The organism is Exiguobacterium sp. s26 (assembly GCF_018618235.1).
In the GTDB taxonomy this organism is placed as follows: Bacteria; Bacillota; Bacilli; order Exiguobacteriales; family Exiguobacteriaceae; genus Exiguobacterium; species Exiguobacterium chiriqhucha.
The window spans coordinates 346,811-360,377 of sequence record NZ_JACSLS010000001.1 but is presented as its reverse complement, the minus strand read 5'-3'; the positions used below and the strand labels follow the sequence as shown (position 1 = coordinate 360,377).

Annotated in this window: 17 protein-coding genes and 1 riboswitch; of the genes, 8 read left to right on the top strand and 9 right to left on the bottom strand. The window is 51.2% G+C overall.

Annotated features, from left to right (window positions below; translation table 11 throughout):
• The first annotated feature begins 263 nt into the window (after window positions 1-263).
• Window positions 264-1,241 carry an NAD(P)/FAD-dependent oxidoreductase gene (locus KNP82_RS01805; RefSeq protein WP_029595122.1) on the top strand — a complete coding sequence of 326 codons (978 nt, stop codon included), beginning with the start codon at window positions 264-266 and terminating at the stop codon, window positions 1,239-1,241.
• A 36-nt stretch (window positions 1,242-1,277) separates the two neighbouring features.
• Here KNP82_RS01805 and KNP82_RS01800 read toward each other — a convergent pair whose 3' ends face one another.
• Entirely contained in the window at window positions 1,278-2,132 is an 855-nt protein-coding gene (locus KNP82_RS01800; RefSeq protein ID WP_131472401.1) for a Rossmann-fold NAD(P)-binding domain-containing protein, read from the bottom strand.
• Window positions 2,133-2,259: 127 nt separating this feature from the next.
• On the opposite strand from KNP82_RS01800, the gene KNP82_RS01795 reads away from it, so the two are divergent.
• Window positions 2,260-2,502: a hypothetical protein gene (locus KNP82_RS01795; RefSeq protein WP_029595120.1), complete on the top strand. Its 243-nt coding sequence runs from the start codon at window positions 2,260-2,262 to the stop codon at window positions 2,500-2,502.
• 41 nt (window positions 2,503-2,543) lie between these two features.
• On the opposite strand, the gene KNP82_RS01790 is transcribed toward KNP82_RS01795, so the two are convergent.
• Window positions 2,544-2,900 carry a HesB/IscA family protein gene (locus tag KNP82_RS01790; protein WP_029595119.1) on the bottom strand — a complete coding sequence of 119 codons (357 nt, stop codon included), beginning with the start codon at window positions 2,898-2,900 and terminating at the stop codon, window positions 2,544-2,546.
• Window positions 2,901-2,997: 97 nt separating this feature from the next.
• A riboswitch (FMN riboswitch) is annotated at window positions 2,998-3,139 on the top strand.
• Window positions 3,140-3,298: 159 nt separating this feature from the next.
• Between KNP82_RS01790 and KNP82_RS01785 the strand changes: the two genes are divergently transcribed.
• Window positions 3,299-3,886, top strand: a complete 588-nt coding sequence (locus tag KNP82_RS01785) for an ECF transporter S component (RefSeq protein WP_029595118.1) — start codon at window positions 3,299-3,301, stop codon at window positions 3,884-3,886.
• A 129-nt stretch (window positions 3,887-4,015) separates the two neighbouring features.
• Window positions 4,016-4,543, top strand: a complete 528-nt coding sequence (locus KNP82_RS01780) for a nucleotidyltransferase family protein (protein WP_051627782.1) — start codon at window positions 4,016-4,018, stop codon at window positions 4,541-4,543.
• A 91-nt stretch (window positions 4,544-4,634) separates the two neighbouring features.
• On the opposite strand, the gene KNP82_RS01775 is transcribed toward KNP82_RS01780, so the two are convergent.
• The 3 genes from KNP82_RS01775 to KNP82_RS01765 form a co-directional block, all read right to left on the bottom strand.
• Window positions 4,635-5,180: a 2'-5' RNA ligase family protein gene (locus KNP82_RS01775; RefSeq protein WP_029595116.1), complete on the bottom strand. Its 546-nt coding sequence runs from the start codon at window positions 5,178-5,180 to the stop codon at window positions 4,635-4,637.
• Between the two features lie 63 nt (window positions 5,181-5,243).
• Entirely contained in the window at window positions 5,244-6,455 is a 1,212-nt protein-coding gene (locus KNP82_RS01770; protein ID WP_029595115.1) for a NupC/NupG family nucleoside CNT transporter, read from the bottom strand.
• 210 nt (window positions 6,456-6,665) lie between these two features.
• Window positions 6,666-6,902, bottom strand: coding sequence for a YuzB family protein (locus tag KNP82_RS01765; RefSeq protein WP_021065517.1), 237 nt, complete (start codon window positions 6,900-6,902; stop codon window positions 6,666-6,668).
• Between the two features lie 97 nt (window positions 6,903-6,999).
• Here KNP82_RS01765 and KNP82_RS01760 point away from each other — a divergent pair, with 97 nt between their 5' ends.
• A complete protein-coding gene (locus KNP82_RS01760) occupies window positions 7,000-8,055 on the top strand; it encodes an NAD(P)/FAD-dependent oxidoreductase (protein WP_034778394.1) in 1,056 nt (351 codons plus the stop codon).
• 237 nt (window positions 8,056-8,292) lie between these two features.
• Window positions 8,293-9,723 (top strand): S8 family serine peptidase, encoded by a 1,431-nt coding sequence (locus tag KNP82_RS01755; protein ID WP_214800068.1) that lies wholly within the window; start codon window positions 8,293-8,295, stop codon window positions 9,721-9,723.
• Window positions 9,724-9,761: 38 nt separating this feature from the next.
• On the opposite strand, the gene KNP82_RS01750 is transcribed toward KNP82_RS01755, so the two are convergent.
• Window positions 9,762-10,055 (bottom strand): DUF1462 family protein, encoded by a 294-nt coding sequence (locus KNP82_RS01750; RefSeq protein WP_029595112.1) that lies wholly within the window; start codon window positions 10,053-10,055, stop codon window positions 9,762-9,764.
• Window positions 10,056-10,151: 96 nt separating this feature from the next.
• On the opposite strand from KNP82_RS01750, the gene KNP82_RS01745 reads away from it, so the two are divergent.
• Window positions 10,152-10,409 carry a NifU family protein gene (locus KNP82_RS01745; protein WP_228617585.1) on the top strand — a complete coding sequence of 86 codons (258 nt, stop codon included), beginning with the start codon at window positions 10,152-10,154 and terminating at the stop codon, window positions 10,407-10,409.
• A gap of 34 nt (window positions 10,410-10,443) precedes the next feature.
• Here KNP82_RS01745 and KNP82_RS01740 read toward each other — a convergent pair whose 3' ends face one another.
• Window positions 10,444-11,214 (bottom strand): TIGR01457 family HAD-type hydrolase, encoded by a 771-nt coding sequence (locus KNP82_RS01740; RefSeq protein ID WP_058764066.1) that lies wholly within the window; start codon window positions 11,212-11,214, stop codon window positions 10,444-10,446.
• Between the two features lie 4 nt (window positions 11,215-11,218).
• The gene (locus tag KNP82_RS01735; protein WP_131472395.1) at window positions 11,219-11,662 is read right to left on the bottom strand and encodes a DUF86 domain-containing protein; all 444 of its coding nucleotides are present in this window, start codon (window positions 11,660-11,662) and stop codon (window positions 11,219-11,221) included.
• A gap of 158 nt (window positions 11,663-11,820) precedes the next feature.
• Here KNP82_RS01735 and glpX point away from each other — a divergent pair, with 158 nt between their 5' ends.
• Window positions 11,821-12,801: a class II fructose-bisphosphatase gene (gene glpX, locus KNP82_RS01730; RefSeq protein WP_021065511.1), complete on the top strand. Its 981-nt coding sequence runs from the start codon at window positions 11,821-11,823 to the stop codon at window positions 12,799-12,801.
• Window positions 12,802-12,838: 37 nt separating this feature from the next.
• On the opposite strand, the gene KNP82_RS01725 is transcribed toward glpX, so the two are convergent.
• Entirely contained in the window at window positions 12,839-13,507 is a 669-nt protein-coding gene (locus KNP82_RS01725) for a DUF975 family protein (RefSeq protein WP_214826855.1), read from the bottom strand.
• Window positions 13,508-13,567: the final 60 nt, after the last annotated feature.

Below are 13,567 nucleotides of genomic sequence, written 5' to 3'. Positions count from 1 at the left end.
CATTTCCACCTTGTTTTGATAGTTTTGTTTTCTTGAACAATCATGTTGTGTGTTTTTTCACATGAATGTTCACAATAAAGCCTAAACCTTGTTCAACCAATGTTCACAATTGCTTCTCGTTCATTGTACGCTGTTTATTTCGTTTTCTCAATGGAAAAGCTTATCTTCTTGAATTTTTTTTGAATGTATAGGATGTTTGTACAGAATGGATTTAATTCACGATTGTCACTATAATGGATGTATACGTTTTGAGGAGGAATTCGATGAAATCGACGAAAGATGTGATCATCATCGGTGGCGGCCCGGTCGGACTGTTCACCGCATTTTATGCAGGTATGCGCCAACTCGATACGGCGTTGATTGAAAGTTTGCCGCAGCTCGGCGGACAATTATCGACACTGTATCCAGAAAAATATATTTACGACATCGCCGGCTTCCCGAAAGTGAAAGCCCAAGATTTGATTGACCAATTAAAAGCCCAAGCCGATCAGTTCGAGCAGGACTATCGCCTCGGGGAGACGGTCGAGACGGTCGAACGTCTTGAAGACGGCACGTTCCAGATCACGACGAACAAGGATGAGTACCATACGAAAGCCATCATCATCACGGCCGGGAACGGGGCATTCGCCGCACGACCGCTCGGCATCGATGGTTGCGAAGATTATGCCAACCTTCATTACTTCGTCGACAACATGGAGAAGTTCCGCGACCGCCGCGTCATGATCGCTGGCGGCGGCGACTCTGCCGTCGACTGGGCGCTCATGCTTGAAGGCATCGCCAAGGAAGTCCATATCGTTCACCGCCGTGACCGTTTCCGTGCCCACGAGCATACGGTCGAGCAAATGAAGGCCTCGACGATCAACGTCTGGACGCCATATAACATCGAATCACTTTCAGGTGAGACGCACATCGAGTCGGTCGAATTGACAGACAAGGACGGCGAATCGAAATTCGTCGAGATCGATGACCTCATCTGTAACTACGGTTTCGTCTCATCGCTCGGCCCAATCAAAAACTGGGGCATGGAGTTCGAGAAGAACACGATCCGCGTCGACTCGCGGATGGAGACGACGGTCGCCGGCATCTTCGCGTGTGGTGACATCGCCACGTACGAAGGAAAAGTAAAATTGATTGCGACAGGCTTCGGAGAAGCTCCGATTGCCATCAACCAAGTGAAGCAGCTCGTCGACCCGACAGCGCGTCACCCGCAACATTCGACTTCGGTATTTGCCGGGAAATAACGATGTGGCCCTCATCGCGATGATGAGGGCCATTTTTCATTTGCGGATTGTTTGTACAATGACCCGGTCGAGCCAGTCGTCGAGTTGGGTGAAGACGAACCCGGCCTTTTTCGCCTCGGCAATCGACATATAATAGTCGACGTCCGTATCGTACGGCGACGACTCGCCATCTTTGATAATCTGGACCGGTTTATTTAAGTGATGGCCGATCCGTTCCATGAGTGCCCCGAGCGAGATGACCCCTTCACTCGCCGCGTTGAACGGTCCGGTCACGTTCGCCCGACCGACCCATTCTAGAAAGGCGGCCGCCTCAAAGCTTGAGATGAACCCCATCTTCGCTTCCGGGTGATGCAGTACGATCGGCTCTTCCCGTCGGACGGCGTCGATATAAAACTTGAGACGGTCTGTATAGTCGTCGGGTCCGAGCACGATTGGCAAGCGGACCGTCGCGACCGGGAACGAGGCGCGATGGAAGAAATAAGATTCAGCCTCTCGCTTCCCTTGCCCGTAATCATGTTCGGATTCGAGATGATAGTCATGATGGAGCGGATTGAAATCACTTTCTTTCAACTCGGCGCCTGGCGCATAAACCGACATCGTCGACGTGAGCACATATTTACCGACTTGGTCCATGAAAGCGTCCGAGGCGATCTTTGCCTGGTACGGGTTAAAGCAAATATTGTCATAGACGACATCATAATGGTCGCGTGACAAATCTTTCATCGTCGCCACCGACTGTCGGTCCCCTCTGATCGACCGGATGCCCTCCGCCTCGGGTACTTGCAGTTGTCCACGCGTCACAATCGTCACATCGTCACCGGCCTCCGCCAACCGAAGCGCCAACCGCTTTCCAAAATAGCGTGAGCCACCGAAAATCAATACTTTTCTCATCGTCCCTGCCCCTCCTACATGAAATGACATCTCTTTTCATTTTCCCTTGCATCCTCTCGACTAATCTTCCACATCCTTGAATATTTTTGTTATTCTTATATATATAGAGAAGAAAGAGGCGAGACGCATGCATCAGATCACATTAGAAAAAGGATGGTCGTGTGAATTACCGACACAATATGCCATTTACCAAAGCTTATCGGACTTCAGCCGTTACTCGGTCCTTGACCAAGAGGAAGAGAGCGTCTGTTCGTTCCGCATCACGAACGACACGTGTAAAATCACAGCGTTTCGTCCTTGGCAACATCAAATCGAGTTAGACGCGGCTTCGAAACTCATTCGATTAATTCTGATTGAAGAGACAGACTGAATACAAAAAAGGCCAATCATGAGACATGATTGGCCTTTCGTTTAGCAATCCCCAGGTGTCCCGGCGTTCGATGCCGTCCGGAAACTCGAGCCGCAACCGCACGTGGCGATGGCGTTCGGATTTTTAATCGTGAAGCCGCCTCCGAGCATCGACTGCTTATAGTCAATCTCGAGACCGTCGACGACCCCGTGATCGGCTTCCGCGACGATGACACGGACACCATAGTGGTCAAACTGAACGTCCTTGTCTGTCTTATCCTCATCAAACCCCATCCCATAAGACAGGCCGGTACACCCGCCCCCTTGCACTTTGATCCGCAAGTACTGGTCGTCGGGGCGTTCGGTCTGTTTCATCATATCGATGACTTGTAATGCGGCTGATTCTGTCAAATGAATCATCTGAACTCCTCCTTCGTTATCTTAACTTCAAGTCAACTGACTTGAGATTTTGTGAAATATCTTGTATAACTAAACTGTAACAAAAAAAATTAAATCGTTCCATCTTCGGGGCAGGGTGAAATTCCCGACCGGCGGTATTGAAGACAAGTTCTTCTCAGCCCGTGAGCGAGCAAGGCGTTGCTTGCTGATTTCGTGAGATTCGAAAGCCGACAGTAAAGTCTGGATGGGAGAAGATGGCGGCATCCGACCGATATCCGGATGTTTTCTTCGGCGTGGTCTAAACACCGATGAGAACATCTATTTCGTATGCGCGTAAACTCTCCCGATTGTTTGATACAATCGGGTTTTTCTATGCGACGGGTGCCATTCATCAAGGAGCGACAAAAGGAGAGATTTTGATGAAAACAACGCGCAACAAACGATTGACAACACTGGTGACGCTATCGATGCTCGGGGCCATTTCTTTTGTCCTCATGCTCTTTAACTTCCCGCTGCCTTTCCTACCACCGTTCCTAAAAGTGGATTTCAGTGACATTCCCGCGCTCGTCGCCGGGATCGTGTTCTCCCCACTCGCAGGCGTCGTGGTCGTCGCTCTAAAAAACGTCCTCTACTATGTCTTCAACGGTGGCGGCGTTCCGGTCGGCGAAGTCGCGAACTTCTTTGCAGGCGTCGCCTTCATGTATCCGGTCGCATGGTTCTACCATAAACGTAAAACGAATAAAGCGCTCGCTTCAGGCCTCGTGGCCGGTACGATCACGATGGCACTCAGCTTGGCAATCTTGAACTATTTGCTCATCTTACCAGCCTACGCGTTCTTCTTCGGCATGACCGAGATGGCGCAACCGGCAGTCAAAACGGACCTCGTCCTATACGGTATCTTGCCGTTCAACTTCATTAAGGCCTTGTTGATCAGCGCCTTGTTCGTCCCACTCTTCCTCAAATTGAAGCCGTGGATCGAACGCCAGCGCATGCAACTTCAAGCGTAACTGACAAGCACCTAGACCGGGGTCTAGGTGCTTTTTGTATAGGTACGCTATGCTAATGAGAGAATAGGAGGAGATGGATTGAACACGACTGAAGATGTGACCCATTTTTTAGAGACTGATGTGGAACTGATGCGTCTGTTGACAATCGTCGCTTCGCTCGGTTTACCCGATTGGTGGATTTGTGCCGGATACGTGCGGGCAAAAATATGGGATGACGCGCACGGCTACGAAGTACCGACGCCGATCGAGGACGTCGATGTCATCTACTTTGACCGATCTCACATCGACGAGGCGATTGAAAAACAGTATGAGGCACAACTGCACGACCTGTTACCGAACGTCCCTTGGTCGGTCAAAAACCAGGCCCGCATGCATCTGGTCAATCAATTGCCACCGTATCAATCTGCGGTCGATGCCTTGGCCCATTTCCCTGAGACGGTCACGGCCATCGGTGTCAGTCTTGGTGCGGGCGGACGCTTGAAGCTGGCCGCCCCTTACGGTATCGACGACATAGTCGAACTAAAGTTACGACCGACCCCGGCCTTTGCGAACGACGCTTCACACCATCATATTTATCGAGCCCGGATCAATAAAAAGAATTGGCAAGCCACTTGGCCGAGACTCCAAGAAGTGGATATACCTCGTCAGGAACGATAAAACCCCACCGTTTCCTGGTCAATCCCTTCTATCGGTCCTAGTCACATATGACAAACCTGACAGAAGAATGCACCTAAGTAACTTAGCTTTGTTACTTTTGTGCGGATAATTTTACTCTATGTAATACTCGAACGTGAATCGGTGTTACTAATTCAATTAATGCCACCTCTACAATTTTTCCAGCTATAGGTTTTACAATATCAGTACAATATTCAAAAGCATCTTTCATCTTTTCTTTAGACAATCTGTTTGCCAGTGTACAGTGCGGAATCCATGAGTCCGGCAAATATAAGGACTCAGCGTTATCATTAAACTCCCCAAATATACAATAATGCTCTAAGTGGAGGCTCCTCAATCCGGATGAGATTGTAGGTGAAAGAAAAAGTGCACTCGATTGAATGAACGTACCCAACGTACTAAATGTTAGATTTATAATCTCCTTCGATTGATAGTAGCTGTCCATCAGTTCGATATACGCCTCAACATTCAAACTACTGTAACTAGCTAATGTTATATGAGGTTGTCGATTCGAGACTTCATATGCATAAGAAGTAATTCCTTCTTGTTTCAAGCCTTCCCATACCTCTTGAATTCGTTTCTCCGTTTGTTCATCAAAAAGCGCTATCATTCCATACATATGTCATTCCTCCCCAAAAAAGAGTGACCACCGAAGTGATCACTCTGAGTATATCGTATTTGATTAGAGAAGCAGACCAGCAAGCGTGGCTGACATCAAGTTAGCAAGCGTACCTGCGAGAATCGCGAGGACACCCATGCGCGCGATATCGTTCCGACGGTTCGGTGCCATTCCACCAAGACCACCGAGAAGGATAGCGAGTGACGAGATGTTAGCGAATCCACAGAGTGCGAACGCGATCATAGCTTCCGTACGTGCCGAGAGGTCACCAGAACCGATGATTGGTGCGAATTCAGAGAAAGCGACGAATTCGTTCAACACGAGTTTTTGTCCGAGGAAGCTACCGAATTGAACAGCATCTGCCCATGGCACACCGATCACGAATGCGAGCGGTGCGAACACATAACCAAGAATCAATTGAAGCGTGAGACCGTCGAAACCGAACAAGCCACCGATTCCACCGAGAATCAAGTTAACGAGCGCGATCAATGAAACGAAGGCGAGAAGCATCGCACCGACGTTCAATGCAAGGAAGAGACCGTCAGAGGCACCGCGAGCGGCTGCATCGACGAAGTTCGCTGCCTTGTTCTCTTCATCTTCAGCGATTTCGATATCGTCATCCGGTACGTCTGTTTCCGGGACGATGATTTTCGCGAACATGAGACCAGCAGGAGCAGCCATGAAGCTCGCTGCGAGCAAGTACTCGAGCGGTACACCAAGAGCAGCGTATCCAGCAAGAACTGAACCGGCAACCGAGGCGAGACCACCGACCATGACAGCGAAGAGTTCCGATTGCGTCATCGTTGGAAGGTAAGGTTTGATGACGAGCGGTGCTTCCGTCTGACCGACGAAGATGTTCGCTGTCGCTGAGAGCGATTCTTTACGTGATGTGCCAAGTGCTTTGGCGAGAGCCGTACCGAGGATACGGATCACCCACTGCATGACACCTACATAGTAGAGAAGTGCGATGAGTGACGACATGAAGACGATAATCGTCAACACTTGGAACGCGAAGACGAAGTTGTCTCCGCCGACAGCTGTACCGAAGACGAAACTAATCCCGGCGTTCGCCGTGTTCAAGACGTTCTGGACGCCTCCTGAGATCCATTCTAACGCGTTACGTCCTACTGTAGTGAAGAGGACGAGGAAGGCGAACGTAAACTGTACCGCGAAAGCGGCAAGCACGGTGCGCCATTTGATGGCTTTACGGTTGGTCGAGAAGATGTAAGCGATTCCAATTAGTGCCAAAATACCAACCACGCTCATGATATTCATTGGTGTTGTGCTCCTTTCATATTGGGGAAACCTGATAATATGATATACCCGAATCGAGATGTGTCCTACCGTTTGAAACGCTTTCTTTTTCTGTTGTTAAACGTCAGACAACCTACATTCGAACCTCTTTGAATATAACAGACCCTTTTTAAAAATGCAACGGGTCAAAACGGTCAAAATAAAAAAAGTTTGAAGGTCCTTCAAACTTTTTCACCATGCCATTTCTTCAATTTTTTCATATACATTCGTCACGAGTTGTTCCGGTGTATCCCCGGTCACGACCTCACCATCGACGAGACAAAACAAGTCAAGCGAACAGACGCCGCAGTAGCCCGTACAGCCATATTCGACGACGTCTAAGTCTGGATCGGACTCTAATTTGGCGCGGGCGATTTGTGAACCCATCGCTAAATTGGAGGCACAGAACTCAATGATCGGATTCATCATGTCATTCACCCTTCCCCTTTCCTTCAAAGCAGGAAAATGGTTCTTCTACGGCGTATTATAACATGATACAGTTGAAGTGTAACAAAGGGGGATTTTTATGCGCAAATTAGTCGTCTTGGGAGGCGGTTACGGGGGTATGCGTGTAATCGAACGTGTCCTCGGCCATCAGCTGAAGGACGTATCGATCACACTCATCGACCGTCTACCTTACCATGGATTAAAAACAGAGTATTATGCACTTGCGGCGGGGACCGTGTCGGATCGTGACATCCGCATCGATTTTCCAGAAGAGGTCGACTACATATACGGCCAAGTCACCGATATCGATACGGGGGACAAAATGGTCCTGCTCGCGAGCGGGGAAAAAGTGCCGTACGACGACCTCGTCATCGGCCTCGGTTGCGAGGACAAGTATCACAACGTGCCCGGTGCCGCCGAGTTCACGTACAGCATCCAAACGTTAGAAGAATCACGCAAGACCCAGCAAGCAATCAACGGCCTATCTCCGGGATCGGTCGTCTCGATCGTCGGTGCCGGCCTGTCCGGTGTCGAGCTCGCCAGCGAGCTGCGCGAGAGTCGTCCCGACTTGACGGTCCGTTTGTTCGACCGCGGCCCGTCCGTCCTATCGTTCCTATCAAACCGCGTCTCGATGTATGTCCAGTCTTGGTTCGAGGAACATGGTGTCGAAGTCATCAATAACTCGAACATCGTCCGGGTCGACGCCGATGGGTTATGGAACCATGAACAGCACTTCGCTTCCGATTTGACGGTGTGGACCGCCGGGATTCAACCGGTCGCCGTCGTCCGCAACCAAGGTTGGGAACTCGACGGGGGTGGACGTGTCAAATTGACACCACACCACTACGTCCCGGAACAGCCCGACATCTTCGTCGTCGGGGACAACGCCAGCCTGCCGTATGCACCTTCGGGTCAGCTCGCGGAAGCGCAGGCCGAACAGATCGTCCAAGTGCTACTCTGTAAATGGAAAGGTGTCGGGTATCCAGATTTGCCGGATATCAAACTCCGAGGCACGTTAGGATCGCTTGGGAAGAAGGCCGGATTCGGCGTCTTCATGGGCAAGCAGTCGCTCACCGGAAAAGTCGCGCGATTGCTCAAGTCCGGAATTCTTTGGAAACATAAAGTCATTAAATAACATGCCTGGGTCGGCCATCTCGGTCGATCCTTTTTAGTGTAAAGCAATCCATTTGTCGTTCAGCCACCGTCGTGTTGAGCCAAAAGTCTTGTATCTGAATCCCCTGTATCCTTATCTAAATATTCAGATTATTGATTCGATTGACATATTCTACCCGTTGGCAAAACTTGTTACTCTAGGGTCACGGCCGAACGACTTCGTGTCGCCTCGCCTACATAACCCGAAGGAGGAAACAAGTTGAAAAAAATCTGTAGCACCGTCCTCGCCTCATTGCTCGTCTTGTCAACCGTCCCGGAAGCCGCGGAAGCTGCTCCCAACAAATCGAAAGAACGCGTCATCGTCGTCTTCAAAGAGTCAGCGAAGAACATCCCGCTCTCAATCGAAGGCATGGAAGTTCGCCAACAGTACAAAAACATTCCGGCCGCAGCGCTCGAAGTACCGAAGGCTGCCTTGAATGGCTTGAAGAACAACCCGAACGTCGCCCACGTGGAAGTCGATCAAACGGTACAAATCGAAAATCAGACGCAAGACTGGGGCATTCCGAAGTTGAAAGCTCCATCAGCTTGGCAGAGTGGCTACACCGGGAAAGGCGTGAAAGTATCGGTCGTTGATACCGGAATCTCGCCGCACCCTGATTTGACGATTTCTGGTGGTGCCTCGTTCAGTACAGTCACGAGCTCATACGCGGATGACAACGGTCACGGTACGCACGTCGCCGGGATTATCGGTGCCCGCAACAACAGCATCGGAACGGTCGGGATTGCCCATGAGGCGAGCATCTATGCTGTTAAAGCACTCGAAGCCAACGGTAGTGGTAGCCTCTCGAGTATCATCGCCGGGATTGACTGGTCGATCACGAACGATATGGACGTCATCAACTTGAGTCTCGGGACGACAAGTCCATCGACGACGCTCCAACAAGTCGTCGATCGCGCCAATAACGCGGGTATCCTCGTCGTCGCGGCAGCCGGTAACAACGGACGCGCTGACGGTACAGGTGATCTCGTCAACTACCCAGCCCGTTACAGCTCGGCCATCGCCGTCGCGGCGACGGACATCAACAACAACCGCGCCTCGTTCTCGGCGACAGGTAGCACGGTCGAAGTCGCGGCACCAGGTGTGAGCATCAACTCGACACTCGCGAACGGCGGCTACGGTCAAATGAGCGGGACATCGATGGCGACACCTTACGTCGCCGGTAACCTCGCACTCATGAAGCAAGCGTTCCCGACGTTGTCGAGCTCGCAACTCCGCACGAAACTGTCACAAGATTCGATCGACCTCGGAACGGCCGGCCGTGACACCTGGTTCGGGAACGGACTCGTGCAAGCACCGACGTCTGGCGGCACGACGCAACCGGTCCAAGCGCTCACGACGACAGTATCGACATCGAAATCAACTTACTACGCTGGTGAAGTCGTCTCGATTTCTTCAACAGTCCGGAATTCGAACGGCCAAGCGGTCGCGAACGCCGACGTCCGTGTGACGGTCACACAGCCAAACGGCGCGACGCTCACAGGAACAGGCAAGACAAGTTCAACGGGCGCCATCACGTTCACGCTCTCGACAAGCTCTTCGTCACAACGTGGGACGTATCAAGTAAAATCTGATGCGACGCTCACTGGTTACACGGCAGGTTCGGCGACGTCGTCGTTCCGTCTTCTATAACGCACAAGAGTCGAACGACAATCGTCGCTCGACTCTTTTCATGCTGTCGTCTGTTCAATGGCCGAATAGACTTTCCGTAGTTGGACGACCCCTTCGTCCACCACTTCCCCATCGATGAGCACGAGCGGATAGAACCACTCGTCCTGCTTGATCGCTTCGGCGATGTCATCGTCCGCCGTCTCAAAATCGATATACTCGAACTCAAACGCCTGATTCGGATATTTCCGTGCCAATGCGCTTTGCAACCATTCGTATGTCTCAATCGAACTCGGCGCCCCGACACAGCTCGCACACTGTACTTCGGCCCCATATACCGTGATTTTCATATCCATTCCCCCTCTTCTTTCCTATTATACAAAAATCAAGAAGCTGCATCGTCACAAAACGCTCAGCGTTAATGATTGAGAAACAATCTCAAACTTGCTAGAATGAAAGAGAACCAGAAAGGGGTAGATACCATGGAAATGTTTGATCAAGTCCAAGAAGTACTCGATAAATTACGCCCGTTCTTGCTTCGCGACGGCGGTGACGTCGAACTCGTTGATGTAGAAGAAGGCATCGTCAAACTTCGTTTGATGGGTGCATGCGGCAGCTGCCCATCTTCAACAATTACATTGAAAGCCGGGATTGAGCGCGCGCTCATCGAAGAAGTACCTGGCATCGTTGAAGTCGAACAAGTATTCTAAACAAAAAGGGAGACAATCATGTCATCCCTTTTTTTCATGCATGTGTCCATTCGTCCAAGCTCTCGACCATATAGGTTGGGAGTTTTTCTTGTTCCTGAATGAAAGCCGGACCATGTACGCCTGAGTTGACGTGGAGCGTCCGAATCCCACCGTTGATCCCGAACAAGATGTCGGTATGGTAGTTATCTCCGACCATGACGACTTCTTCTTTCGTGAGACCAATCATCTCAAGCGCGATGTCGACCATGACCGGTTCTGGCTTACCAATAAAGAACGGATCTTTTTCCGTCGTCACCGTCAAGACGGACGTGAGCGCACCGTTCCCCGGTAAAAAGCCGCGTTCGGTCGGAATGGCGATATCACCGTTCGTCGAGATGAAACGAGCGCCGGAGCGGATCGCGAGCGCGCCTTTCGCCAATTTTTCGTATGTGATGTGTCGGTCGAGCCCGACGACGACGTAATCCGCCTTCGCCTCTTCCGTCACATGGAAACCGCGTTCTTCGAGCGCCAGGCGCAGGCCATCTTCACCGATCATGTAAATCGTCGCCCCGGGCGTCATCTTCTCGATATAACGGGCCGTCGCCATCGCACTCGTCAATACGTGCTCAGGCGTCACATGCACACCCATCGAGACAAGTTTATTCGCCACTTGCTCCGGCGTCATCGACGCGTTGTTCGTGACGAATAAGTATGGGAAGCCGGTCGCCTCGAGTCGATTCACGAAATCGACCGCTGCTTGAATCGGGGCCGTCCCCGCATACATCGTGCCATCTAAATCAAATAAGTATCCTTTAATCGGATTCATCTAATCACTCGCTTTCTGGTAAAAATGCTGATACAGGACCGAGCTCCACCTCGAGATAGCGTCGGACCTGCTCTGGGAATGCCTCGAACGTTGATTTATCACGGTCGACCCAGACGTCGAACCGGGCCGAATCTGCCGTGACGAACTCCCTGACATAGTGCGCCCGTAATCCGACGAGCGCTTTCGTCGCTTCCGCCGTCTCGGCGTCGAGCACACGCTCGTCGAGCAAGATGTCGACAATATCCTCATAACTGCCCGGGTCACGCATGATGAACCCGTCAATCATCGAGTTGCCGACGTCAATCACGCCCTCCATCAAGTGAACGGCCAAACGTTGTTTCGCCAGCTCGATGGTGAACGCGTCCCCCTCTAATTGGTCGAGTCGACTGAGCATCGTCTCCATATGGGTCAACGTCTCGTTAATCTTTTCTCTGTTTACAAAATACATCGCAATCCCCCCTGCCTCCTATAGTAATCCTTTTTCTCGTTCGAGAAAAGAATCTCTCCTATTTACATCATTTACGTAATTGTGATACACTAATCCACGGATTAACACAACTATTAGTATGTCACATTAAATAGATATCATGTGGAGGGTACAACACTATGGAACGAGAATTAGCGTTAGAGATCGTACGAGCAACCGAGGCAGCAGCATTGGCCTCATCGAAATGGATCGGTCGTGGGCAAAAGAACGAAGCGGATGACGCAGCGACATCGGCCATGCGTGAAGTACTCGGCACGATCAATATGGATGCAACTGTCGTCATTGGTGAAGGTGAACTCGATGAGGCACCGATGCTTTATATCGGTGAACGCCTCGGGACGACGTTCGGACCAGAAGTCGATATCGCCGTTGACCCGCTCGAAGGGACGTCGATCGTCGCCAAAGGACTCGGGGACGCCATGGTCGTCATCGCGGTCGCGGATAAAGGCGCCCTCCTCCACGCACCAGATATGTATATGGATAAGCTCGTCGTCGGCCCGAATTTAAAAGGCAAAGTCTCACTCGACGAACCGCTTGAGTCGATTATCGAGAAAGCCGCCCTTTATAACGGCAAGCGCATCGAGGAAGTGACCGTCATCATGCAAGACCGTGATCGTCATGAACATTTCCGTCAAGCGGCGATGAACATGGGCGCACGCGTCAAGCTGTTTGAAGACGGCGACGTCTCGGCCGGAATCGCAGCGGCCGTCAAGTCGAACCCGATCGATATCTTCATCAGTACGGGCGGCGCACCAGAAGGCGTCATCACGGCAGCGGCCGTCAAGGCGCTCGGTGGCGATATGCAGGCACGCCTCCACCCGATGAATGAAGAAGAGACGGCACGTGTCATCTCGATGGGCATCGAGGACCCGCTCCAATTGCTCACGCTTGACGACCTCGTCAAGAGCGACGACTGCATCTTTGCGGCGACAGGCGTCACATCGGGCGAATTGCTGGACGGCGTAAAATTCTTGACGGACGATATCGTCGAGACGACGTCACTCGTCATGCGATCGAAGACGAAGACGATTCGTAAAGTCGTCGCCGAACACACACTGTCGCTCAAGCCCTACCTCCAAAAACAAGAAGTCAACGCCTAATACAAAACCTCCGCTCTCGATGAGCGGAGGTTTTCGTTTAGAATCCTTGTTCAAAATCTGTCCCGATATGGTTCGTCTGCGGTTGTTCTGCTTTCCGAAGTGAGTCGTAGAACGTCGCATACGTCGTCGTAAAGTACGGATAGACGTACAAGAAACCGATGCCGAGTGTAATGACCCCGAGAAGGAACCAACCGATGAACGAGAGGACGAGTTTGAACGCGTCCATCTTATGGCCGTCCATCATCCGGCGTGATTCGGTGATCGCCTCGAGGGCCGATAATTCCGGCTGGTCACGTAAGATGTAATACGTGAGAGAGTACGAGAAACTTTTGATGATTCCCGGAATCACGAGGAGCAACGACCAAAGGAAGATAAACAATCCCATGAAGAACGGGGCGAGCACGTGCTTGACGTATCCCGTTTTGAACGGCTCGAACAACGTCGAGACAGCAGGCTTGTCACCGCGCGATACAGACAGGACGAGCCAAGACCAACCGATGGCGAGCGGCGCAATCAATAATGTGAGGAGGAGCGACAAGAACGTAAGTCCCGTGTCCGCTGCTGTTGGGACCGCTTCTGGATCTACAGGAGGCGCGAACGATTGTGGAATCCCGTTCAAGACGACGAACAAAATTAATAGCCCGGCGAGTAGCCAACGCTTACCAGTTAACATTTGTTGTGCATGTTGCTTAAGTTGTGCAGTCATTTTCATCATCCTTTTTTTGAGTTCTCTCTTCAGTGTACGTCATCACTTCACGAAAAGTTT